The sequence below is a fragment of the Collinsella sp. LCP19S3_A6 genome, from assembly GCF_052122015.1.
Lineage (GTDB): Bacteria > Actinomycetota > Coriobacteriia > Coriobacteriales > Coriobacteriaceae > Collinsella.
In genome coordinates, this window is record NZ_JBQKDD010000004.1 from 35,596 (window position 1) to 57,733 (window position 22,138).

The 22,138-nt window shown below is 62.5% G+C and carries 19 protein-coding genes; 8 read left to right on the forward strand and 11 right to left on the reverse strand.

Going from position 1 to position 22,138, the window contains the following annotated elements; translation table 11 throughout:
- Positions 1 to 40 precede the first annotated feature (40 nt).
- The 6 genes from clpB to dnaK form a co-directional block, all read right to left on the reverse strand.
- Positions 41 to 2,668, reverse strand: coding sequence for an ATP-dependent chaperone ClpB (gene clpB / locus ACTQVX_RS03580; RefSeq protein WP_441560227.1), 2,628 nt, complete (start codon positions 2,666 to 2,668; stop codon positions 41 to 43).
- Between the two features lie 624 nt (positions 2,669 to 3,292).
- Positions 3,293 to 5,593: a hydratase gene (locus tag ACTQVX_RS03585; RefSeq protein ID WP_441560229.1), complete on the reverse strand. Its 2,301-nt coding sequence runs from the start codon at positions 5,591 to 5,593 to the stop codon at positions 3,293 to 3,295.
- 535 nt (positions 5,594 to 6,128) lie between these two features.
- Positions 6,129 to 6,545 carry a heat shock protein transcriptional repressor HspR gene (locus ACTQVX_RS03590; protein ID WP_427719306.1) on the reverse strand — a complete coding sequence of 139 codons (417 nt, stop codon included), beginning with the start codon at positions 6,543 to 6,545 and terminating at the stop codon, positions 6,129 to 6,131.
- A 72-nt stretch (positions 6,546 to 6,617) separates the two neighbouring features.
- Positions 6,618 to 7,583 carry a DnaJ C-terminal domain-containing protein gene (locus ACTQVX_RS03595; protein ID WP_441560231.1) on the reverse strand — a complete coding sequence of 322 codons (966 nt, stop codon included), beginning with the start codon at positions 7,581 to 7,583 and terminating at the stop codon, positions 6,618 to 6,620.
- 107 nt (positions 7,584 to 7,690) lie between these two features.
- Positions 7,691 to 8,533, reverse strand: a complete 843-nt coding sequence (locus tag ACTQVX_RS03600; protein ID WP_441560232.1) for a nucleotide exchange factor GrpE — start codon at positions 8,531 to 8,533, stop codon at positions 7,691 to 7,693.
- Positions 8,534 to 8,535: 2 nt separating this feature from the next.
- Positions 8,536 to 10,428, reverse strand: coding sequence for a molecular chaperone DnaK (gene dnaK / locus ACTQVX_RS03605; RefSeq protein WP_154518137.1), 1,893 nt, complete (start codon positions 10,426 to 10,428; stop codon positions 8,536 to 8,538).
- Positions 10,429 to 11,018: 590 nt separating this feature from the next.
- Between dnaK and ACTQVX_RS03610 the strand changes: the two genes are divergently transcribed.
- Positions 11,019 to 11,270 carry an indolepyruvate ferredoxin oxidoreductase subunit alpha gene (locus ACTQVX_RS03610; RefSeq protein ID WP_158564522.1) on the forward strand — a complete coding sequence of 84 codons (252 nt, stop codon included), beginning with the start codon at positions 11,019 to 11,021 and terminating at the stop codon, positions 11,268 to 11,270.
- Positions 11,271 to 11,507: 237 nt separating this feature from the next.
- Here the strand turns inward: ACTQVX_RS03610 and ACTQVX_RS03615 are convergent, their stop codons facing one another.
- From ACTQVX_RS03615 to nadA, 4 genes are read right to left on the reverse strand one after another with little or no spacing between them, the layout of a single operon-like run.
- Positions 11,508 to 12,053: a transcription repressor NadR gene (locus tag ACTQVX_RS03615; protein ID WP_441560233.1), complete on the reverse strand. Its 546-nt coding sequence runs from the start codon at positions 12,051 to 12,053 to the stop codon at positions 11,508 to 11,510.
- A complete protein-coding gene (gene nadC, locus ACTQVX_RS03620; RefSeq protein ID WP_427719300.1) occupies positions 12,053 to 12,913 on the reverse strand; it encodes a carboxylating nicotinate-nucleotide diphosphorylase in 861 nt (286 codons plus the stop codon). The genes ACTQVX_RS03615 and nadC overlap by 1 nt, the downstream gene beginning before the upstream one ends.
- A gap of 3 nt (positions 12,914 to 12,916) precedes the next feature.
- Complete coding sequence (locus ACTQVX_RS03625) at positions 12,917 to 14,293, reverse strand: L-aspartate oxidase (RefSeq protein WP_441560235.1); 1,377 nt, start codon at positions 14,291 to 14,293, stop codon at positions 12,917 to 12,919.
- A 56-nt stretch (positions 14,294 to 14,349) separates the two neighbouring features.
- Entirely contained in the window at positions 14,350 to 15,375 is a 1,026-nt protein-coding gene (nadA, locus tag ACTQVX_RS03630; protein ID WP_441560237.1) for a quinolinate synthase NadA, read from the reverse strand.
- Between the two features lie 194 nt (positions 15,376 to 15,569).
- On the opposite strand from nadA, the gene ACTQVX_RS03635 reads away from it, so the two are divergent.
- A complete protein-coding gene (locus ACTQVX_RS03635) occupies positions 15,570 to 15,710 on the forward strand; it encodes a hypothetical protein (RefSeq protein WP_441560238.1) in 141 nt (46 codons plus the stop codon).
- Positions 15,711 to 15,770: 60 nt separating this feature from the next.
- Here ACTQVX_RS03635 and ACTQVX_RS03640 read toward each other — a convergent pair whose 3' ends face one another.
- Positions 15,771 to 16,346, reverse strand: coding sequence for a hypothetical protein (locus tag ACTQVX_RS03640; protein WP_441041769.1), 576 nt, complete (start codon positions 16,344 to 16,346; stop codon positions 15,771 to 15,773).
- Between the two features lie 136 nt (positions 16,347 to 16,482).
- On the opposite strand from ACTQVX_RS03640, the gene trxA reads away from it, so the two are divergent.
- The 6 genes from trxA (at position 16,483) to hypD (ending at position 22,065) form a co-directional block, all read left to right on the forward strand.
- On the forward strand, positions 16,483 to 16,803 hold the full coding sequence (trxA, locus tag ACTQVX_RS03645) for a thioredoxin (protein WP_154518161.1): 321 nt from the start codon (positions 16,483 to 16,485) through the stop codon (positions 16,801 to 16,803).
- A 220-nt stretch (positions 16,804 to 17,023) separates the two neighbouring features.
- Positions 17,024 to 17,272 carry a hypothetical protein gene (locus ACTQVX_RS03650; protein ID WP_006235225.1) on the forward strand — a complete coding sequence of 83 codons (249 nt, stop codon included), beginning with the start codon at positions 17,024 to 17,026 and terminating at the stop codon, positions 17,270 to 17,272.
- A 1-nt stretch (position 17,273) separates the two neighbouring features.
- A complete protein-coding gene (nikR, locus tag ACTQVX_RS03655) occupies positions 17,274 to 17,780 on the forward strand; it encodes a nickel-responsive transcriptional regulator NikR (protein WP_441031937.1) in 507 nt (168 codons plus the stop codon).
- 117 nt (positions 17,781 to 17,897) lie between these two features.
- Positions 17,898 to 20,555, forward strand: coding sequence for a carbamoyltransferase HypF (hypF, locus tag ACTQVX_RS03660; RefSeq protein WP_441560239.1), 2,658 nt, complete (start codon positions 17,898 to 17,900; stop codon positions 20,553 to 20,555).
- Positions 20,556 to 20,689: 134 nt separating this feature from the next.
- Positions 20,690 to 20,950, forward strand: coding sequence for a HypC/HybG/HupF family hydrogenase formation chaperone (locus ACTQVX_RS03665; protein WP_427727316.1), 261 nt, complete (start codon positions 20,690 to 20,692; stop codon positions 20,948 to 20,950).
- Entirely contained in the window at positions 20,950 to 22,065 is a 1,116-nt protein-coding gene (gene hypD, locus ACTQVX_RS03670) for a hydrogenase formation protein HypD (RefSeq protein ID WP_441560241.1), read from the forward strand. The genes ACTQVX_RS03665 and hypD overlap by 1 nt, the downstream gene beginning before the upstream one ends.
- Positions 22,066 to 22,138: the final 73 nt, after the last annotated feature.

The window sequence follows — 22,138 nt, forward strand, 5'->3', positions numbered from 1 at the left end:
TTTGGCACAAAAGGTAGATTTTAAGGCATGGCCCAACAATCTACTCGGCGTCGGGCACCTCGTAGGTGGCAGACGGCGTGTTATCGCACACGACGGTAAAGGCACCGTCCTTGTCGACGTCAACCGTCACCTGATCGCCCTCGCGCACCGTACCGTCGATGATAGCGGCGGCGATGGCGTCCACAACCTCGCGCTGCACCAGACGCTTGAGTGGACGGGCACCAAAGACCGGGTCCAGACCGCCCACGGCGAGCATCTGCTTGGCCGCCGGGGTGATGGCAAGCGTCATGCGCTCCTTGGCCAGACGTGCGCGGACGTCGGCGAGCTGAATATCGACGATCTTTTCGATCTGCGCCATGCCGAGCGGATGGAACACCACGATATCGTCGATACGGTTGAGGAACTCGGGACGGAAAGTCTGAGCCATGGCCGCGTCAACCTGATGGCGCATCTCCTCCTCGTCCTTGCCCGAAAGATCGGCGATGGCCTTGGAGCCCACGTTGGACGTCATGATGATGATCGTGTTCTTGAAGGACACCTGACGACCCTGACCATCGGTCAGACGGCCGTCGTCAAGCACCTGCAACAGCACGTTGAAGACATCTGGATGGGCCTTCTCCATCTCGTCGAGCAAGATCACGGAGTACGGGCGACGGCGCACGGCCTCGGTGAGCTGTCCACCCTCGTCGTAGCCCACGTATCCCGGGGGTGCACCGATCAGACGCTGAACGCTGAACTTCTCCATGTACTCGGACATGTCGATACGCACGAGCGCGCGCTCGTCATCGAACAGGCACTCGGCCAGCGCCTTGGCGAGTTCGGTCTTGCCCACACCGGTGGGGCCCAGGAAGAAGAAGCTGCCGATGGGCTTGTCCGGATCGGAGAGGCCCGCACGGCTACGGCGCACGGCCGCGGCAACGGCGGAGACGGCCTCATCCTGGCCGATGACGCGCTTATGCAGCTCGCCTTCCAAGCCCTTCAGCTTGTCGAGCTCACCCTGCATCATCTTGGAGACGGGCACACCGGTCCAGGCGCTCACGACCTCGGCGATCTCATCGGAGGTCACCTGCTCGTTGAGGCCTTCACCGTCCTGCTGTTTTTGTGCCTCGAGCGCGGCCTCGGAATCCTGAATCTGCTGCTGCAGACCCGGAATCACGGAGTAACGCAGCTCGGATGCACGGCCCAAGTCTCCGTTGCGCGTCGCACGTTCCTCTTCGCTCTTGGCCTCATCGAGCTGGCCCTTGAGCTCCTGCACATGGTCGATGGCGTTCTTTTGGTTGAGCCAACCGGCCTTTTGCACGTTGAGCTTTTCCTGGACCTCGGCAATCTCCTGGCGCAGGGTCTCCAGACGCTCCTTGGAGGCGTCGTCGGTCTCCTTCATGAGCGCCTGCTCCTCAATCTGCAGCTGGGTGAGCTGACGCGTGGTGGCGTCAATCTCGACCGGCATGCTGTCGAGCTCCATGCGCAGGCGGCTTGCGGCCTCATCGACCAGGTCGATGGCCTTGTCGGGCAGGAAGCGGTCGGCGATGTAACGATCGGAGAGGTCGGCGGCGGCCACGAGCGCGCTATCGGTAATGTGCACGCCGTGGAAGATCTCGTACTTCTCCTTGAGGCCACGCAGAATCGAGATGGTGTCCTCGACGGTAGGCTCGCTCACCATAACGGTCTGGAAACGACGGGCGAGCGCCGCGTCCTTCTCGATGTACTTGCGGTATTCGTCGAGCGTGGTCGCACCGATCGCGTGCAGGTCGCCGCGGGCGAGCGCCGGTTTGAGGATGTTGCCGGCGTCCATGGAGCCCTCGGTGGCACCCGCGCCCACAATGGTGTGGAGCTCATCGATGAACAGGATGACCTTACCTTCAGATTTTTGCACTTCTTTGAGTACGGCCTTTAAGCGGTCCTCGAACTCGCCGCGGTACTTGGCACCGGCGACCAGCGCGCTCATGTCGAGCTCGATGAGGTCGCGGTCGCGCAGCGTGCTCGGCACGTCGCCGGCCACGATACGCTGGGCGATGCCCTCGACGATGGCCGTTTTACCGACACCCGGCTCACCGATGAGCACAGGGTTGTTCTTGGTGCGACGGGACAGGACCTGGATAGTACGACGGATCTCGTCGGTACGGCCGATAACCGGATCGAGCTTGCCGGCACGGGCCAGGTCGCAGATGTTGCGGCCGTACTGCTCCAGTGCCTCAAACTGTGTCTTGTCCTCGGCGGACGTCACGCGGTCATCGCCGCGCAGCTCCTCGTAGACTTGCTCGATACGCTCCTTGGTAACGCCGGCGTCGCGCAGCACGCGGCCCGCCTCACCTTTGTCCTCGGCAAGCGCCATCAGCAGATGCTCGGTCACTACAAAGCTGTCGCCCATCTTGGTGGCCTTTTTCTCGGCCTTCTCGATGACACGGACGAGCTCGTTGGACAGGCCCATCTGCTGGCTCTCGCCCGAAACCTTGGGTGCGCGGTCGATGGCATCTTGCGTGGAGTGTGCAAGCTGGGCTGGGTCGGCGCCGATGCGCTCGATAATCACGGAGATATTGCGCTCGCCGGCACCGAGCAGGGCGGACAGCAGGTGAATCGGCTCCACCGCGCCGGCCTGTGCGTCGGCAGCCGTGCTCATGGCGGTCTGCAACGCCTCGCGCGACGTCATTGCTAGCTTATCGATTCTCATGGAATCACCTCTCTTGGGGCGGCCGCCCTACGGGGCGGCTTCACGTTGTCCGAGAAGTATTGTTGCCAGCTTTGTACGATCTTATACACAAATCTAAGTCTCTATATATAAGATTTTCTGAGTGATTGATGGATAGGGAGCAGGCACGCTCACCCGCTGCGGCCTCGTCCCCTTACTATCTCAATCTGTAACATCTAGCGGCTGTTTATGGCTCCAGATGTTACAAATCAAGATGAAATGACCAGCGGCACCCGTTTGTCTCAATCTGTAACATCTACTCGGCAAATAGAGCTCTATCTGTTACAAATCGAGACGAACAAAAGACACCCGAATCGAAAATCTAAATCTGTAACACCAGGCCCACTTTTAGCAGCCAAGATGTTACAGGTCGAGACAAACCGAGAACCACCACAAAGGTGCCTGTCCCCTTTGTGGCGGTTCTCGACAAAAAAGAAGCCGCCCCATTAACAGAGGCGGCATCAAGCAGGTCTATTTATTGGCGTCCCTCAAGACCCAACGAGAACGCAGAAATGTAGCCCGGGGCTTATCCTTTCCCGAACGCGACCCTCGCGAAGCGCGTGAGCGGGCGGGAAAGGATAAGCCCCGGGCGGACAATTAAGTGCGTTACTCGGCAGCGGCCTTGAACTTGTTGTAGTTGATCAGGCAGCCGGCCTTGACGATGGCACGATCCTCAGCCGTCATATCGGCAATGTAGAGCTCAATCTGCTCGACCGTGCCGTCGGCGCGCACCACGTAGGCGGCGATGTTCTGCAGGTCGCCATCGAGCGCGGCACGGATACCCGGCACGAAGACGTAGTCGCCCACCTCAAAGTTGGGCTCGGCCTCCATCTGGAAGGGCACCATGCCCCAGTTCATCACATTGGAGCGATAGCGCTTGGTGGCGTACTCGTGGACGATGTTGGCCAGACCGCCAATCACGCGCTGGCAGCTCGCGGCCTGCTCGCGGGCAGAACCGTCACCGGGCTTCTTGGCATAGAGCATGGAGCCGTACTCGGTCGCCTTGGCATCGGCCGCGACGCCGGCGCCGGCCAGCGCCTCAAACACGCCGGCAAGCTCGGCATCGAGTGCCGCCAGGTCGCCTGCCGCCTCGCCGGCAACGCGGCGCTTCTCCACGGCGTCGACCTCCTTGGAACGACCCACGTAGGCCGGATCGCGGCGGCTGAGCGTAAACTCTGCCAGGCCCAGCGGGTTGGAGCGGAAGGAGCTCGTCTCGCCCGAGGGAATGAGCTCGTCGGTCGTGGTGACCGGGTCCATGATCTTGGAGCACACCTTGAGCAGGATATCGTCGCCGAGAGGCTCCATCGCGGGCCACGGCTTGATGTTGGGACCTTCGACCAGCTCGTCGGCAGGCTCTGCCTTGCCAAAGCCCCAGTACACGCGCTTTTTGTACGGCGCGTCGTCAAAGGTGTACTCGCAGGCCTCGTCCCAAGTCTCCTCGGGCAGGTCGGTCGCCGGCGTCAGGACGCCGCCGTTGGCAGCCGTCGCCGCAATGGAGCGAGCGTCCATTAGGGCCACGGCGCTCAGTTGACCATTGCCCGGCTTGGAACCCTCGCGGTTGGGGAAGTTGCGCGTGGTGTGGCGGATGGACAGGCCGTTGTTGGCAGGCGTGTCGCCGGCGCCAAAGCACGGACCGCAGAACGCCGTGCGCACGATCGCGCCGGCCTCCATAAGGTCGTAGATATAGCCACGGCGCGTAAGTTCGAGTGCCACGGGCTGGCTCGTGGGATAGACCGATAGCGAGAACTCGCCGCAGCCGGTGTTGGCGCCCTTGAGCACGCGGGCAGCCTGGACCACGGAGTCGTAGTTGCCGCCCGAGCAGCCGGCGATAACGCCCTGTTGCACGTGAAGCTTGCCGTCGACGATCTTGTCGAGCAGGCTAAAGTGCGTCTTGCCCTCGCCGATCTTGGCGGCCTCGAGCTCCACCTCATGCAGGATGTCCTCGAGGTTCTCGTTGAGCTCCTCGATCTCAAAGCCGTTGGAAGGATGGAATGGCAGCGCGATCATGGGCTTGATGCTCGACAGATCGACCTCGACGCAACCGTCGTAGTAGGCGACATCGGCGGGCTTGAGCTCGCGGTAGTCGTCGCCGCGACCGTGCATGGCCAAAAACGCGTGCGTGTCCTCGTCGGTGGCCCAGATGCTCGACAGGCAGGTGGTCTCGGTGGTCATGACGTCGACGCCGTTGCGGTAATCGGTCGTCATGCTCGCGATGCCGGGGCCCACAAACTCCATGACCTTGTTCTTGACATAGCCCTTGGCAAAGACGGCACGGATGATGGCGAGCGCCACGTCGTGCGGGCCGACGCCGGGACGCGGGGCGCCCGTGAGGTAGATAGCGACGACGCCGGGATAGGCAACGTCGTAGGTGTCGCGCAGCAGCTGCTTTGCCAGCTCGCCGCCGCCCTCGCCCACGGCCATGGTGCCCAGGGCGCCATAGCGGGTGTGCGAGTCGGAGCCCAGGATCATCTTGCCGCAACCGGCGAAGTTCTCGCGCATAAAGGAGTGGATGACGGCGATGTGCGGCGGGACGAAGATGCCGCCGTACTTTTTGGCCGCGGAAAGGCCAAAGACGTGGTCGTCCTCATTGATGGTGCCGCCCACGGCGCACAGCGAGTTATGGCAGTTGGTGAGCACGTAGGGCAGCGGGAACTGCTCCATGCCCGAGGCGCGCGCCGTCTGGATGATGCCGACAAAGGTGATGTCGTGGCTCGCCATGGCATCGAAGCGAATCTTGAGCGCCTCGGGGTCGCCGGACGTATTGTGTGCCTGGAGGATCGAATACGCGATGGTGCCGCGCTTGGCATCCTCGGGCGTCTGCGTAATACCGCGCTCGGCAGCCTCGGCCGCAGGCACAACCTCGCTGCCGCCGCGCAGGTAGATGCCGTCCTCGTACAGCTTGACCATACTGTCTCCCACTCTGCCCAAAAAATTTGGGCGCATAGCATGCATTCGTTCAATATCGTGCCATAGAACGGTTGCGAATGGGTTACGAATCTGCACGTTCACTTTATCTTGGTAAAGTACAGGACGAGCCCGATGTGGGTCAGCAGATTTGGTGCAAGAGCGTCCCTTTCGACTAGTCATTTAAGAACGTCCCCAATGACTACCCATAACAACGCCGCTGCTTTGGCAACGACAGCGAGCGGGTCCCAATGACTACCAACGACTACCGCATCCGGAGCAAGGCAACGCCGCAGGTAGAGGATGGACAGCGAGCGGGCCGCATTTCCAAAGTGAGGAACGTCCCCAAGTGCCGCATCCGGACCATGGCAACGCCGCAGGTAGAGGACGGACAGCGAGCGACGTCCAGGGCGAACAAGTTGGCATGAAAAAGGCAAGGCATAGAGCTTCTGGTCATGCCTTGCCTTTTGAATGACAAATTGTCGCCCTGGGCGGCGCGCAGCGTCGACCGGTCCGCCGTTCGTTAGAACGGCGGAACCTAGAGATCCCCGCCGGCTCCCAGTAGCTTGCGCATGACCTGTTCGGGATTAACCGAGCCATCGCGCGGGGCCAGGGAGGTGATCTTCTTCTGCATCTTGTACTCGTGCAGCTCGTCCTCGAGCTGGCGCATGCGGGCGCGGAGCTTTTCGTTCTCGCGCTCGCGCTCCTCGGCACGCTCCTTCATATCGAGGATGCGCACCACGCCGGCAAGGTTGATGCCCTCGTCGGTCAGCTGGTTGATGAGCTCCAGACGCTCGATATCGGCACGCGAATACAGGCGCGTGTTGCCGCCCGAGCGCTGGGGGTTCACCAGACCCTTGGACTCGTAGACGCGCAGAGTCTGCGGATGCATGCCGGTCAGCTCGGCCGCCACGCTGATCATGTACAGCGGTTTGTTCCTATTGTCCTCGGCCATGCTACCTGACCCCTTTCCGTCTCGTTATCGTCCATCATAAGCCCGCGGGCGTGGGCGTGCACCGCGACCGCCCTAGAACGTCGCCTTGTAACGGTTAACTTTCTCGCGGTAGTCGCGCGTGTCGGCCTCGCGCAGCTCGGTCATGGCATCGCGCTCGTCATCGGATAGGTTCGTGGGAACCTGTACCTTGATCTCGACGAGCAGCGCGCCCGTACGGCCACGGTGCTTAACGTCGGGCGCCCCCATCTCCTTAAAGCGGAACTTCTTGCCCGTCTGGGTACCCGCAGGCACTTTCAAACGGACCGTCGCACCGCCGGGCGTGGGCACGTCCACCGTGCAGCCGAGCGCCGCCTCGTAGACCGAGACCGGTACCTCCATGGTCACGTCGGCGCCTTTGCGCTTAAACAGCGGGTGCTCCTCCACATGCGTGGTCACGACCAGGTCGCCGCGCTCGCCACCGGCGACGCCATACTCGCCGCGACGCTTGTAGCGTAGCTTGCCGCCGTCGACCGCGCCCGCGGGCACCGAGACCGTAATGGTCTGCTGCTCGCCTGTCGAGGGAATGCGATAGGTGACCTTGTGCGTCACGCCGCGAAACGCGTCCTCGGCCGTCACATCGACGGTCAGCGACAGGTCGCCGCCCTTGCGAGCGCGGCTGCGACCCGCGCCGGCGCCGGCAGCGCCCGCAGCCCCGGCAAAGCCCGAGCCCCAATCGCTGCCCCAGGCGCCGTTGCCGCTAAAGATGCTGTCGAAGATGTCGCCCCAGCCGCTGGCGCCCGCGCCGGCACCGTAGCCGCCACCATACGCGCCGCCTGCACCCGGCATGCCGCCAAACATGAGCATCTGGTCGTACTCTTTGCGCTTCTTCTCGTCCGAAAGCGTCTCGTAGGCCTCGCTGATCTCCTTGAACTTGGCCTCGTCGCCGCCGGCGTCAGGGTGATATTTTTGCGCGAGCTTGCGAAACGCGCTCTTGATCTCTTTGTCGGAGGCGCTCTTGGATACGCCCAGGATGTCATAGAAGGTTTTGCCTGCAGCCATCGTAGCTCCTCTCCTGTTTTATCCGTCGCCCAGCGGGCGGCGGCTCATGCTTTCATATGGCACTAGGCCAGAAAGGGCCCCGGGTGTTGCCCCGGGGCCCTTCTCAATTACTCCTCGGTGCTCTCGACCGTATCGGCCGCAGCATCCTCGGGCGCCGCTTCGGGCTCCGGTGCGGGGCGCTTTTCGCCACCGTAGGTCACCGTCACCATCGCGGAACGCAGAATGCGGTCCGCCATGCGGTAGCCCTTCTGGTACACGTCGTTGACGGTCTCGTCGTACTGCGACGAGTCCTCGACGCGACCCACAGCCTGGTGCTCGAGCGGATCGAACGCCTCGCCCTTGGGGTCGATGGGCTCAACGCCCTCGTGCGCAAACACATCGAGTAGCTTGGCATGCACCGCGTCGACGCCGTCGACGAACTGCTTAAAGTCGTCGGCAAGCTCTTGGCTGCGGGCATGGTCGATCGCACGCTCGATATCGTCGACCACCGGCAGCAGCGCAGTGACGAGCTTCTCGGTCGCGCGCTCACGCTCGGCGATACGCTCGCTGGCGGTGCGGCGACGGAAGTTCTCCCAGTCGGCCTGCAGACGGGCAGTGCGCTCGGTGGCGTCCTTCGCCTTGTCCTCGGCAGCCTTCTGAGCCTCTGCCGCGGCATCGAGCTCATTGCGCACGTCGGCAAGCTCCTTCTGGGCCTGCTCGAACTTAAGCTTAAAGTCGTTGTCGGCGGCTTCCTCACCGGCGCGGATAGCGGCTTCCACCATCTCGTCCTCGGTCATCGTCGCCTCCTTGTTGGAATCCTCTACCTGGTTCTCGACAGCCTCGGCGGCCTCGGCCTCGTTGGCCTCGGTATCGTCGACGGCCTCTACGGGAATCTTCACGTCCTTCTCCTCAGAGTCAACGGGGGCGGCTCCAACGGCAGCCGCCTCCGTGCGAGCTTTACGGGCGGACATGATTACTTGTCCTCGTCGTCCACAACCTCGTAGTCGGCGTCGACGACGTCATCGTCGGCAGGCTGGGCGCCGGCGGCACCGTCGGTCTGCTGCTGAGCGTCGGCGTAGACAACCTGAGCCAGCTCGTAGGCCACGGACTGCAGGGACTCGCCAGCGGCCTTGATGGCCTCGACGTCAGAGCCCTCGAGCGCCTTCTTGGCATCGGCGATAGCGGCCTCGGCCTTGGACTTCACGTCGGCGGAAACCTTGTCGCCCAGCTCGTTGAGGGTCTGCTCGGTGGAGTAGCACAGGCTGTCGGTCTGGTTGCGGACCTCGACCTCTTCCTTCTGCTTCTTGTCCTCCTCGGCATGAGCCTCGGCGTCCTTGACCATACGATCGACTTCTTCGTCGGACAGAGCGGTGGAGCCGGAGATGGTGATCTGCTGCTCCTTGCCGGTGCCCTTGTCCTTAGCGGAGACCTTGACGATGCCGTTGGCGTCGATGTCGAAGGTGACCTCGATCTGCGGCACGCCGCGGCGGGCAGCCGGGATACCGGTCAGCTGGAACTTACCGAGCGACTTGTTGTCGCGGGCAAGTTCGCGCTCGCCCTGGAGCACGTTGATCTCGACGCTGGTCTGGTTGTCGGCAGCGGTGGAGTAGACCTCGGTCTTGGAGGTCGGAATCGTGGTGTTGCGGTCGATCATCTTGGTCATGATGCCGCCCATGGTCTCGACGCCCAGCGACAGCGGGGTAACGTCGAGCAGCAGGATGCCCTCGACGTCGCCGGTGAGCACGCCGCCCTGGACGGCAGCGCCGTCGGCAACGACCTCGTCGGGGTTCACGGACATGTTGGGCTGCTTGCCGGTCATGGTCTTGACGAGCTCCTGGACGGCGGGCATACGGGTGGAGCCGCCGACGAGGATGACCTCGGTCAGATCGGAGAGCTTAAGGTTAGCGTCGCGCAGGGCGTTGGTGACAGGCTGCTTGCAGCGCTCGAGCAGGTCACGGGTGATCTTCTCGAACTCGGCGCGGGTCAGCGTGTAGTTGAGGTGCAGCGGGCCGGACTGGTTCATGGTGATGAACGGCAGGTTGATAGTGGACTGCTGGGCGGCGGAGAGCTCCTTCTTGGCGTTCTCGGCGGCCTCCTTCAGACGCTGCAGGGCCATGGGGTCCTGACGCAAGTCGACACCGTTCTCCTGCTGGAACTTATCGGCCATCCAGTCGATGACGCGCTGATCCCAGTCGTCGCCGCCCAGGTGGTTGTCGCCCGAGGTGGACAGAACCTCAAACACGCCGTCGGCGAGGTCGAGGATGGAGACGTCGAAGGTACCGCCGCCCAGGTCGAAGACCAGGATGCGCTGGTCGGAGCCCTGCTTGTCCAGGCCATAGGCCAAAGCGGCAGCGGTCGGCTCGTTGACGATACGCTTAACGTTGAGGCCGGCGATCTTACCGGCGTCCTTGGTGGCCTGACGCTGGGCATCGTTGAAGTAGGCCGGGACGGTGATGACGGCGTCGGTGACGGTCTCGCCCAGATACTTCTCGGCGTCGGCCTTCATCTTTGCGAGCGTCATGGCGCTCACCTGCTCGGCGGTGTATTCCTTGCCCTCGATGTCGACGACGGCACGGCCACCCTGGCCCTCCTTGACCTCATACGGCACGGTCTTGAGCTCGGAGGTGCACTCGGAGTACTTGCGGCCCATGAAGCGCTTGATGGAGAACACGGTGTTCTTGGGGTTGGTGACCGCCTGGTTCTTAGCGGCCTTGCCCACGACGCGGTCGCCGTCGGCACGGAAGCCCACGACAGACGGGGTGGTGCGGTCGCCCTCGGCGTTCACGATGATGGTCGGAGAACCGCCCTCGAGAACGGCCATTGCGGAGTTAGTAGTACCAAGGTCGATACCAAGAATCTTGCCCATTAGAAATTCCCTCTCTCTTGTGCGTTTGCACCGACTCGGCGGTCTGCCAAGCGGTCTTTCGGTTTGTCTTTCAGGATGTAGTGTATCCCCTTATGGACCGGAATATACAAAATCTAAGTCAATTCATATAAGATTTCTTATCACTTAGAGTTTAGGTTCTCGAATGCGCAGGTAGATGCGCTGATTGAGTTCTCGGCAAATCTATCGAGATCTATGTAGAGATGGCTGAGGTTTGGGCCGGGGGTGCCTGGGGCTGCTTTGCGGAAAGCTCGTCCCGGTTTGAGCGTGGATTCCGGGTCGTAGTTTCCGTCTGAAGGCTCAACCGGAAACCGTATCCCGTTTTGAGAGCTGATACCGGGTCGTAGTTTCCGCTAGCGGGCCCAACCGGAAACTGCGACCCGTTTTTCGACCAGATAACGGGATGCGCTTTCCGAAAGCCCACTCAATTGCTCAATAATTCGAGTCACCTTTAGTTAACATTTGCACAGCTCACCAGCCTCACCTGTGCGTTTCTTAGTAAGCCTTGGCATACTCGGCGAATGGTATGAAGATGCCGGCCAGAGGGTATTGCAAACGGTCGCTCACGTGGTATGTTTTTGCCCGAATCAAACCGGCGCGCATCGCCTGTAGCGTCGGTCAACAGAGAGGAAACTACCATGGCTCATCCCGTAATTGATGCCGACGAGTGCATCGCTTGTGGCGTTTGCGTCGACTCCTGCCCCGCTGGCGTTCTGGAGCTCCAGGACGTCGCTACCGTTGCTGACGAGGACTCCTGCGTCGCCTGTGGCGCTTGCCAGGACGCTTGCCCCGCCGGCGCGATCACCGAGATCGTCGAGGAGTAACAACTCCCCCACTTGCACACTCACAAGTACACCGTGCACAAAAAAGGAGGCCTCCGCATCGCCGCAGAGGCCTCTTTTTTGTGCGGATAGCTAATTTGGCACCGTCGCAGGTTGAGCATAAGTCAGCGAAAACGCCCCTAAGCGAGCAAGGTGACGTGAAAGAGAAGGGAAGCGTACTTTTGTACGCGACCGACGATTGAACGTCAGATTGCCGCTTAGGGGCGTTTGCAGCATCGGCTACGATAGATCGTCTTCGTAGGGCATCAGGTCTGCCAGATAGCCCTTCTCCTTGAGCATAGCCTCGATCTCGTCGAGGGTTTGCTCATCCTCTGCCGCGATGCGATGGAAGTGATAGCCGCTCGTCACCGTTAGTAGTGGAAAGCTTTTGCCGCTCTCGATATCGTGCAGGTAGCGCTCAACATCGCGACGATTGCGGATGTCCAGGTCGGCCGTGATCTTACCGTACGCGCGGTGATTGACGATCACGTTGAGCACGGCGCCTCCGGCGTCGACGATACTCGTGAGCTCATCGCCTGCCTGCTCCATGCTATGGCGAACCTTGACCAGGCGCGTGGGCACGGCGGGGCTGCTGGGGGCCTCCTGCAGCACGTAGCCGCGATTGGTCGCCACGATATCGTGCCCATCGGCGCGCAGCAGGGCGATGTCTTGCACGACAACCTGGCGGCTCACACCCACCTCGCGAGCAAGCGTACTGCCGGAGACGGGGTCTTTGGCTCGCTCGAGCACGCCCATGATGGCATGGCGACGCTCGCGGGCGTCCATTATTTACCGTCCAGCAGACGCAGGTGCTTAAGCGAGAGGTCGAGAATCGGCGCAGAGTGCGTCAACGCTCCCGAGCTAATAAAGTCAACGCCCAGGTCGGCAAGCGCACGGATATTGCTGGCATCCACGTTGCCCGAACACTCGGTCTTGGCGCGACCGGCAATAAGCTCAATCGCGGCAGCCATGTCATCGTGGGTCATGTTGTCGAGCATGATGATGTCGGCGCCGGCCTCCACGGCCTCGCGCACCATGTCCAGGTTCTCGCACTCGATCTCGACCGTCGCGGTAAACGATGCATGGGCGCGCGCCATCTCGATCGCACGCGTCACGCCGCCGGCGGCGTCGATGTGGTTGTCCTTGAGCATGACGGCCGTCGACAGGTTGTAGCGGTGGTTGCTGCCGCCGCCGATCTCGACCGCGGCCTTCTCGAAGACGCGCATACCCGGCGTGGTCTTGCGCGTGTCGACGAGCACGGTCTTGGTGCCCTCGAGCGCCGCAGCCATCTGGTGCGTATAGGTAGCGATACCGCTCATGCGCTGCAGGTAGTTGAGCGCCACGCGCTCGCCCGAAAGCAGCACGCGCGCATCGCCGCGTACCTGGCCCACGTGGTCGCCGGCGTGCACCTCGTCGCCATCGGCAACGTCAAACAGCACCGAGCTCTGCGAATCCAGCAGCTCAAAGGTGCGAGCGAACACATCCAGGCCCGCGATGATGCCATCGGCCTTGGCGATGAGCTCCACCGTGGCGGGACGCGCCGTGGGGCACACGCTCGCCGTGCTCACGTCCTCAAACGTAATGTCCTCGCGCAGAGCCTGCAGAATCAGATCATCGACGACGAGCTTCATGGTAATGGGGTTCATGGTCTACTCCTCCACGGCCTGCGTGCCGGCGGCACGGGCCAAATCATCGATTGCCAGGGTGTCGGCGCTCAGGGCGCGATGACGGCCATCGAGCGCGGGCTCGCCCGCCTGCTCCACGGCGAGCGACTCGCCGGTACGCATGTGCCACGCGGCGCGACGACCCCAGACCAGCGCCTCGAGCAGGCTGTTTGATGCAAGGCGGTTCTTGCCGTGAACGCCGTTGCAGGCCGTCTCGCCGGCGGCGTAGAGCTCGGGCATCGAGGTGCGGCCGTCCTTGTCGACCCACACGCCGCCCATAAAGTAGTGCTGCGTGGGTGTGACGGGGATGGGCTCGTCCAAGATGTCGCGGCCGTCCTCCAGGCAGCGTGCGCGAATGTTGGCAAAGTGTCCGGTCACCACGTCGCGCTCAACGGGGGCAAAGCTCAGCCACTCGTGCTCGGTACCATCCTGCTTCATCTGCTCGCGAATAGCGGCGGCGACCACATCGCGCGGCTGCAACTCATCGGTAAAGCGCTCGCCGGCGGCGTTAAGCAAAATCGCGCCCTCGCCGCGGCAGCTCTCGCTGATCAGGAAGGTGCGGCCCGGCTGCGGCGAGAACAGTCCCGTGGGGTGAATCTGCACGTAATCCAGGTGCTCCATCTTAATGCCATGCTCCTGGGCAATGTAGCAGGCATCGCCCGTGAGCTGCGGGTAGTTGGTCGAGTGGTCGTATACACCGCCGATGCCGCCTGTCGCCCACAGCGTGTGGCGGGCATGGATCTTAAACGGCTCGCCGGCATGCACGCCCTCGGCGGCATTTGCCAGCTCGTCGGCGGGGCGAACCGAGTTGCCCTCGTCCACGGGAACGGCGACGACGCCGAGGCACGCCGTGGCGCCATCACGCTCGCCCGTCAGAATGTCGGTCATGGCCACGTGCTCCAAAATCTGCACGTTATCCAGCTTGCGAACGGCCTGGAGGAGCTTGGTCGTGATTTCCTTGCCCGTAATGTCGGCATGGAAGGCGATGCGCGGGCGACTGTGCGCACCCTCGCGGGTAAAGTCGAGGCTGCCGTCGGCCTTGCGCTCAAAGTCCACCCCCATGGCCAGCAGGTCGTTGATGACCGAGCGGCTCGAGCGGATCATGATGTCGACGCTCTCGCGGCGGTTATCGTAGTGGCCGGCGTGCATGGTGTCCTCAAAGAAGGCGTCGTAGTCAGAGCCTTCGGGAAGCACGCAGATACCGCCCTGCGCGAGCATCGAATCGCACTCGTCGACAGCGCCCTTGGAGAGCATGATCACGCGCGTGCTCGTCGGCAGATTGAGGGCCGCGTACAGGCCCGCCACGCCGCAACCGGCAATGACGACGTCGCACTCCATGTCGGGGCATTGTTTGGTTTCCACAGGAATCCTCTCCCTTGCAATGTGGCATAAGGGATGGTCCCTCATGTCACATCGTTCTAGCGCGCCGCGTATTCGAGCATGCGGTCGAGCGTGAGCTTGGCCTGGTCGGCGGCCTCATCCGACACGCCAATCTGCACCTCGCCCTCGCCCGTCTCCAGGCAGCGCACGAGCTTTTCGAGCGTGATGAGATCCATGTTGACGCAGGTGGGCTGTACCGCGGGGAAGTAGAACTTTTTGCCGGTGCCCTCGCAGCGCCGCTCGAGCTCGTAGAGCACGCCGCGGACCGTTACGATGATAAACTCGCTCGCGTCCGACTCCTCGGCATACTTGATGATGCCGGCAGTGGAGCCGATGTAGTCGGCCTCGGCCAGGACGTCGGCCTTGCACTCGGGGTGCGCCAGCACGAGCGCATCGGGGTGCGCCTCCTGTGCGTCGACGATCTGCTCGACGGTGATGATGTGATGGCGCGGGCAGTAGCCGTTGTTGAGGATGACGTGCTTTTGGGGCACCTGCTCGGCCACAAAGCGGCCCAAGTTCTGGTCGGGAATGAACAAGATGTGCTGCTGCGGCAGCTCGGAGACGATCTTGACGGCGTTAGAGCTGGTAACGCACACGTCACTCCAGCTCTTGATCTCGACCGTCGAGTTGACGTAACACACCACGGCCAGGTCGTCGCCATATTCGGCGCGCGCCGCGTCGACCGTCTCGCGCTTGACCATGTGGGCCATGGGACAGTCCGCGCCCGGCTCGGGCAGCAGCACGGTCTTGGTGGGATTGAGTAGCTTGGCGCTCTCGCCCATAAACTCCACGCCGCACAGCACGATAGTCTGCTGCGGCAGGCTCTTGGCGAGCTTTGCCAGGTAGAAGCTGTCGCCGACGTAATCGGCCACAGCTTGAACCTCGGGCGCCACATAATAGTGCGCCAGGATCACTGCGTCACGTTGGGTTTTTAGCTGATGAATGGCCTCGACGAGCTCTGCGGGCACCAGTGCCGCGCGCTCCGTTGCCGTCGTTGCCGATGCCAGGCCGGCCGCGATATCGCGTGCAAGCTCCGATGCATCCATGTTCGCGCTCTGTGCCATCAAGGCCCCTCTCTTTTGGCGAATCTTGGGGCTTTAGTATGACACCCGGCTTTACAGCTGACAAGACAGCTGTAAAGCCAGGTGTAAAGTTGGAATAAAGATTCAATCTTGGGGCGGGTCCATTTTCGAACTGGCAAGCTGAGGACAGTCGAGCTCTCGATAACGCAGGAGGCATCTTTGGGCGCCCGCCGCGCATGGTCGACGGCATGCCCGTGGCCGAGCACACCGGACACGGCTTTGACACCAAGAGCATCAAGTTCGCCGTCGAGCGCATGAACGGCAACTGCCAGTTTCGCATTCACGGCAATCGGTTTGAGCTTCGCGCAGTGATGTAAGGGCGCGACAAGTCGGCGCCGCGCTCGACCCATCAGGACCGCCTTGCCGGCGCCAGTCCGCTACAGCGGTGCGGCGGCCGGGGTCAGCTGCTTGATGTAGGCCCACATGCGCTGCTTGGCGGCCTTGTCGGTCAGCGCGGCCTCAAAGCCGTCGAGCGCGAGTACGCGACGACCCTGCACGTGGGCGACCAAGCCGGGCTTGAGCATGGCGGTATCAAAGTCGTCGATCGCCACGAGCATGTCTGCGTAGGTCTCGCGCATGGTATCGGCCGCGCGATCGTCCAGCAGCAGGACCGCCTCGGGGTCCAAGGCCTCGAGCGCCTCGCGGAACAGCTCGCACGGCAGGTCCTCGCCTATCGCAACCGCTCCGTCGCCCGCGCCGGCAACACTTGCCAGCACGCAGAAATCCTCGGGCGCGTAACCGATGGCGCCGAGCGCCTTACGCAACGCGGCGCCGTCTGGACCGGCAGCCAGCTCGCCACCCGCACGCTCGGCATCGTCTAAATCACCTTTTACCAGCACAATCGGCGAGCACGCGTTACCCGCGATACGCACGCCGCGGCCCGCGAGCGATGCGAGCTCCTGCTCGGCCGCCTGGGCGATGGCTTCTTTTTTCTGGCTTTGTGACGTGGGCATGCGCTCTCCAATCGTTTGCGTGCCCACCATTATATAAAAGAGCCGCCTGCGAGTGGTTGCATTGCGGGCCGTTGGGTATAAGCACGGTCGTACTGAGTTTTACGCGGCCGAGCCGCGTCGCACTATGGAGGTCACCATGGCTGACATTAAGCAGATTACCCCCGAGAATTTCGATTCCGTCGTTAACGGCAGCCTTCCCGTGCTGGTTGATTTTTGGGCACCGTGGTGCGGTCCCTGCCGTTCGCTCTCGCCCATTGTTGACGAAGTGGCCGACGAGCTGGCCGGCAAGATTACCGTCGCCAAATGCAACGTCGACGACAATCAGGACCTGGCCATGAAGTTTGGCGTTATGAGCATCCCCACGCTGGTTGTCTTTAAGAACGGCGAGGAAATCGACCGCTCCGTCGGTGCGCTGCCCAAGGCCAGGCTGCAGGCGCTGCTTGAGAAGCACCTGTAATACGCCGGTCATGTGTTGCCGTCCATGAGTGGTTTTGTGCCGCTCGCCGGAGAGCCGGGTGTTGCGCCCGCGACCACGGATAGTATGGTAATCACAAACAGCCCCCAGTGAACGGGTGCGGGTCAGACGGACTCGCACCCGTTTTCTTATGCGGCGATGCGTAAAGCGGGCGTAGTAGAATCTGAACCACTGATTAGACCCGTACAAAAGGAGATTTCCCATGCATGACGTCGGAATGAACATGAGCCAGCTTGCCATGAGCGTCAAGCAGGTCGACGACACCATTGAGCTCGCCCACGAGTGGAGCCATCAGCTGCTGCATGCGACCGAGAACTTTGACATGGAGCGCATTGGCGCCAAGCTCGAGGCCGCCATGGCGGCGCTCCACGAGGCGCACGACGCACTCGAGGGCTACGAGGAGGCCATCGAGGCCGACCATAACTCCGTTGGCTCCGTAAAGCTGGTGTAGCGTGGCCGAGCACGAGCACGCCTGCGAGCACGAGCATCCGCACGGGCCGACCGGCGACGTGGGCTGCCGTTGCAGCAGCTCCGCCTCCGAGCTGGTCCGTTTTTCGGTCACCGCTCCCGACGACCTGTTGCGCCGCTTTGACGAGCAAATCGCGCGCCGCGGCGACGTTGCCAACCGCTCCGAGGCCGTGCGCGACCTGATTCGCGCCTCCATTGCCAAGGAGCAGATGCGAACGCCCGACGAGCAGGTCATCGGATCGCTCACCATGATTTACGACCATCACACCGGCGATCTGACACGCCGTCTGGACGAGGTGCAGCACGACTACACCGACGAGATTGTCTCGACCATGCACGTGCATCTGGACCACCACAACTGCTTGGAGATTCTGGCGCTTAAGGGTCGCGGCGAGCGTGTCTACGAGCTGGCCGACCGTCTGCTGGGCCTGCGCGGCGTTAAACACGGCGAGCTCACCTGCGCCGCCACCGAGCAGAGCCTGGGGCTGTAGCGGGTCTTTGCGCGGCGCACCTGCCAAGAAGGGACAGGTTTGTTTTGGCAGGTTTAACGTTTTACCTACCAAAATAAACCTGTCCCTTTTTGGCAGGTCTCGATGAAGGAGGGTCGCATGCGACATGCGCATATCCATGTAACGGGCATTGTGCAGGGCGTCGGCATGCGACCGTTTGTGTATCGCGAGGCCATGGCGCACGGCATTTGCGGCTGGGTGCTTAACGCGGGCGATGGCGTGCATATCGAGGCGCACGCTCTAAGCGAGGCGCTCGACGAATTTGTCGCCGCGCTTTCCGAGCATACGCCTGCGGCGGCTCGTGTGGAGCATGTCGAGGTTATGGACCTAGCACCCGGCGACTGGGACGCCGCCAACGAGCGGGGCTTTCGCATTGTGGCATCGCAGGATCAAACCGCCCACACGACGCTCGTCTCGCCCGACATCGCCACGTGCGACGACTGCCTGCACGAGCTGTTCGACCCCGCCGACCGACGCTTTCACTATCCCTTTATCAACTGCACCAACTGCGGACCGCGCTTTACCATCATCCGGTCGCTGCCCTATGACCGAGCGGCCACCTCGATGGATTGCTTTCCCATGTGCCCCACCTGTGCCGCAGAGTATGGCGACCCGCTTGACCGGCGGTTTCACGCGCAGCCCGATGCCTGCTTTGATTGCGGGCCGCACATTACGTGGCGCGAGGCCGGCGAAGCCGCCGCGTCGCTGACCGTCGGCACCACGCGCAAGACCAGCGACGCCATTATCGACCGCTGTGTTGAGCTGCTGGCCAACGGCGGTATCGTCGCCATCAAGGGTCTGGGCGGATTTCACTTGGTATGCGACGCCTCCAACGAGAAGACGGTAGCCGAGCTTCGCCGCCGCAAACGCCGCAGCAACAAACCGCTTGCCGTTATGGTACGCGGCCTTGCCGATACTGAACGCCTGTGCCATGTCAACGACGTTGAACGCGGCTTGCTGACCGGCAGCATTCGCCCCATCGTGCTGCTGCACCGACGTGCCGTTTGCGAGAGCGGCGGCTCCCCCAACGCGCTCGCGCCGTCCGTCGCGCACAACCTTCCTGAGCTTGGCGTTATGCTCCCCTACACCCCGCTTCAGCATCTGTTGCTTGCCGCGGCAGAAGCCCGCGGTATGCACGCGCTCGTCATGACCAGCGGAAACCTGAGCGAAGAACCCATCGAGACCGATGATACCCTTGCATGGGAGCACCTTGTTGCCGCCGGCATCGCTGACGCGCTACTTGGCAACGACCGTGCGATTCTCTCGCGCTACGATGATTCCGTGGTGCGCGTGGTCGGTGGGGTCGCCATGCCCGTTCGCCGCGCTCGCGGATATGCACCCCAGCCGCTGCCGTTGCCGGCGCTCGACGGCGCTCCGTCCTGCGTGCTCGCCTGCGGGCCACAACAAAAGGCCACGATTGCGCTCACGCGTGAAGGGACGAACGGCGAGGCAACCTGTTTTGTATCGCAGTATATCGGCGATGTTGAAAACGGCAGGACCTTCGATGCCTGGAACGCCGCGCGCACGCGCTTGGAAGATCTCTTTGACTTGGCGCCCGCCGCCTTGGCCTGCGATCTACACCCCAGCTATCTATCGAGCCAGTGGGCGCGCGAGCAGGCGCGAAAATGCAATCTGCCGCTCGTCGAGGTGCAGCACCATCATGCGCACATCGCGAGCGTAATGGCAGAGGCTATCGCCGCGGGCCAGCTTACAACCAACGCGCGCGTCCTTGGCATCGCCTTTGACGGCACCGGCGCCGGCACCGATGGGACCATTTGGGGCGGCGAGTTTCTTGTTGCCAGCCTTGGCGGCTTTGAGCGCGCCGCGCATTTGCGCACCTGGACGCTCCCCGGCGGGGCGGCCTCCGTGCGCGACGCCCGCCGCAACGCCTTTGCCCTGCTCAGTGAGCTCGGCCTGCTTGAACATCCGGGGGCCGAGCGGCTCTTGGACGGCCTAGACGAGCAAACACGCAGCGTGACGGCAACGATGATCGAGCGGAACATCAACAGCCCACGCACGAGCAGTATGGGGCGTCTCTTTGACGCCGCCGCTGCAGTTTTGGGCATTTGCGGGCAGGCAACCTACGAAGGCGAGCCCGCCATCGAACTCGAAGCCGCCGCCTGGCGCGCGCTCGGCAGCAAAATTACCCATGTTCCCGGCGATAAAGACGGCTGTTCCGCATCTGACCCATCGCGACTGGACAGTTTGTTCAGATTTGTATTAAAAACAGACCCTCTAACCAACGGTTTTGGCTCAGATTACCCCGAAGAGGACTCTCCAGGCACCTCATTTGCGATTAATTCGCCCGCCGGATACCCCAAATCAACCCATTCGGGGTCCTCGCAGACGATCTATACCACCCATTACCACTCTAAAAAGTACAAATCTGAACTAACTGTCCAAGCAACCTCGAGCAGGTCTCTCGTCCTGGGCCCCAGCTCACTTTTTGCGGCGCTTTTGGAGGGAACCAGAGCCAGTGTGCCCGCCGACAGGCTCGCACTCGACTTCCATGTCGCCGTCGCGCGCTCCTCGGCACGCATCGCCAGCGAGATCTGCACCCGTGAAGGCCTCGATACCGTTGCGCTCTCGGGCGGTGTGTTCATGAACCGACTTCTGCTCCAGCTCCTCACCCGCGAGCTCAAAAGCGCAGGTCTTACTGTCCTTATCCCCCATACCGTGCCCGTCAATGACGGCTGCATCGCCTACGGTCAGGCGGCGGTCGCAAGCGCTCGTCTTGCGCAGATTGCATCGCAGTAGCTCGCTCTCGCACACCGCTGCGCCCAGCCGTCTCACAGGCGTAACGCGTTTGCCCGCGAACCCCGCGAGCGCTACCATCAACTGATGGATTATCGAGCGCCTATCCAGCGCAAAGCGTCTAAAAGGGGAACAATATGTGCCTTGCCGTCCCCGGTAAAGTAGTCAAACGCGACGACGGCCTCAAGGCCACCGTCGATATGATGGGCGTCGAGCGTCCGGTGTCGCTGCGACTCGTGCCGACGGCGCAGGTTGGCGACTATATTCTCGTGCACGCCGGCTTTGGCATCCAGATCGTCGACGAGCAGGAAGCGCAAGAAACGCTCGAGCTCGTTAATGCCATGACCGAACTGGCCGAAGAAGACCAACTGGCCAGCAACCCGGCCGAGGCATACTAGTGGCGGCCGGACAGCCGGCTCGCTCCGGTATCGACTTTTCGGCATTTCGCGACCCCAAGCTGGCTCGCGAGCTCATCGAACGCATTCGCGGTCTTGTCGGCGACCGTACCATCAACCTTATGGAAGTCTGCGGCACGCACACCGTGAGCATCGGCCGCTATGGCTTTCGCTCCATTATGCCGGCCGGGCTCAAGCTGCTGAGCGGCCCGGGCTGCCCCGTCTGCGTTACCGCCAACCGTGACATCGACCACGCGATCGCGCTCGCCAACATAGACGGCGCCATCATCACCACCTTTGGCGACATGATGCGCGTGCCCGGATCGTCCACCTCGCTCGCTGCGCAAAAGGCGGCAGGGCGCGATATCCGCATCGTCTACTCCCCGCTCGATGCGCTCGACATTGCCGAGCAAAATCCCGAACGCCCGGTCATTTTTATGGGCGTGGGCTTTGAGACTACGACGCCCACCATCGCCGCTGCCATCTTGGAGGCCGAGGCGCGCGGGCTTTTGAACTTTTCGGTCTATTGCGCCCACAAGACCACGCCGCCGGCGTTGCGCGCCATCGCCAACGATCCCGAGACCGCCATCGACGGCTTTATCTTGCCGGGCCACGTCGCCACTATCACGGGCTTGGCGCCCTTTAGCTTTTTGGTCGACGAGTTCGATACCCCGGGCGTGGTCACGGGATTTGAACCGGTCGATATCCTGCAAGGCATCTGCATGCTGGTCCAGATGGCTGTCGAGGGCAGGCCCGCGATCGACAACGCCTACCGTCGCGGCGTCAACGCAGACGGCAACCCCGTGGCGCGACAGCTGGTCGAGCAGGTGTTTGAGCCATACGACACCACATGGCGCGGGCTGGGGCCGATTGCCAACTCGGGCCTTTCCATCCGCCCTGAGTTCTCGCGCTTTGATGCCCGTACCCGCTTTGACGTGCCCGTTGAGGCGACGGTCGAGCCGCGTGGGTGCCGCTGCGGCGACGTGCTGCGCGGGGCCATTACGCCGAGCGGCTGCCCGCTCTTTGGCCGCACCTGCACGCCCGAGCACCCCGTCGGCCCGTGCATGGTGAGCTCCGAAGGCAGCTGCGCGGCGTACTACCGCTACCGCGACTATTAGGTTCCGCCGTTCTAACGAGCGGCGGACTGGTCGACGCTGCGCCTCACCCATATAATTCCACCCACGATTGGAG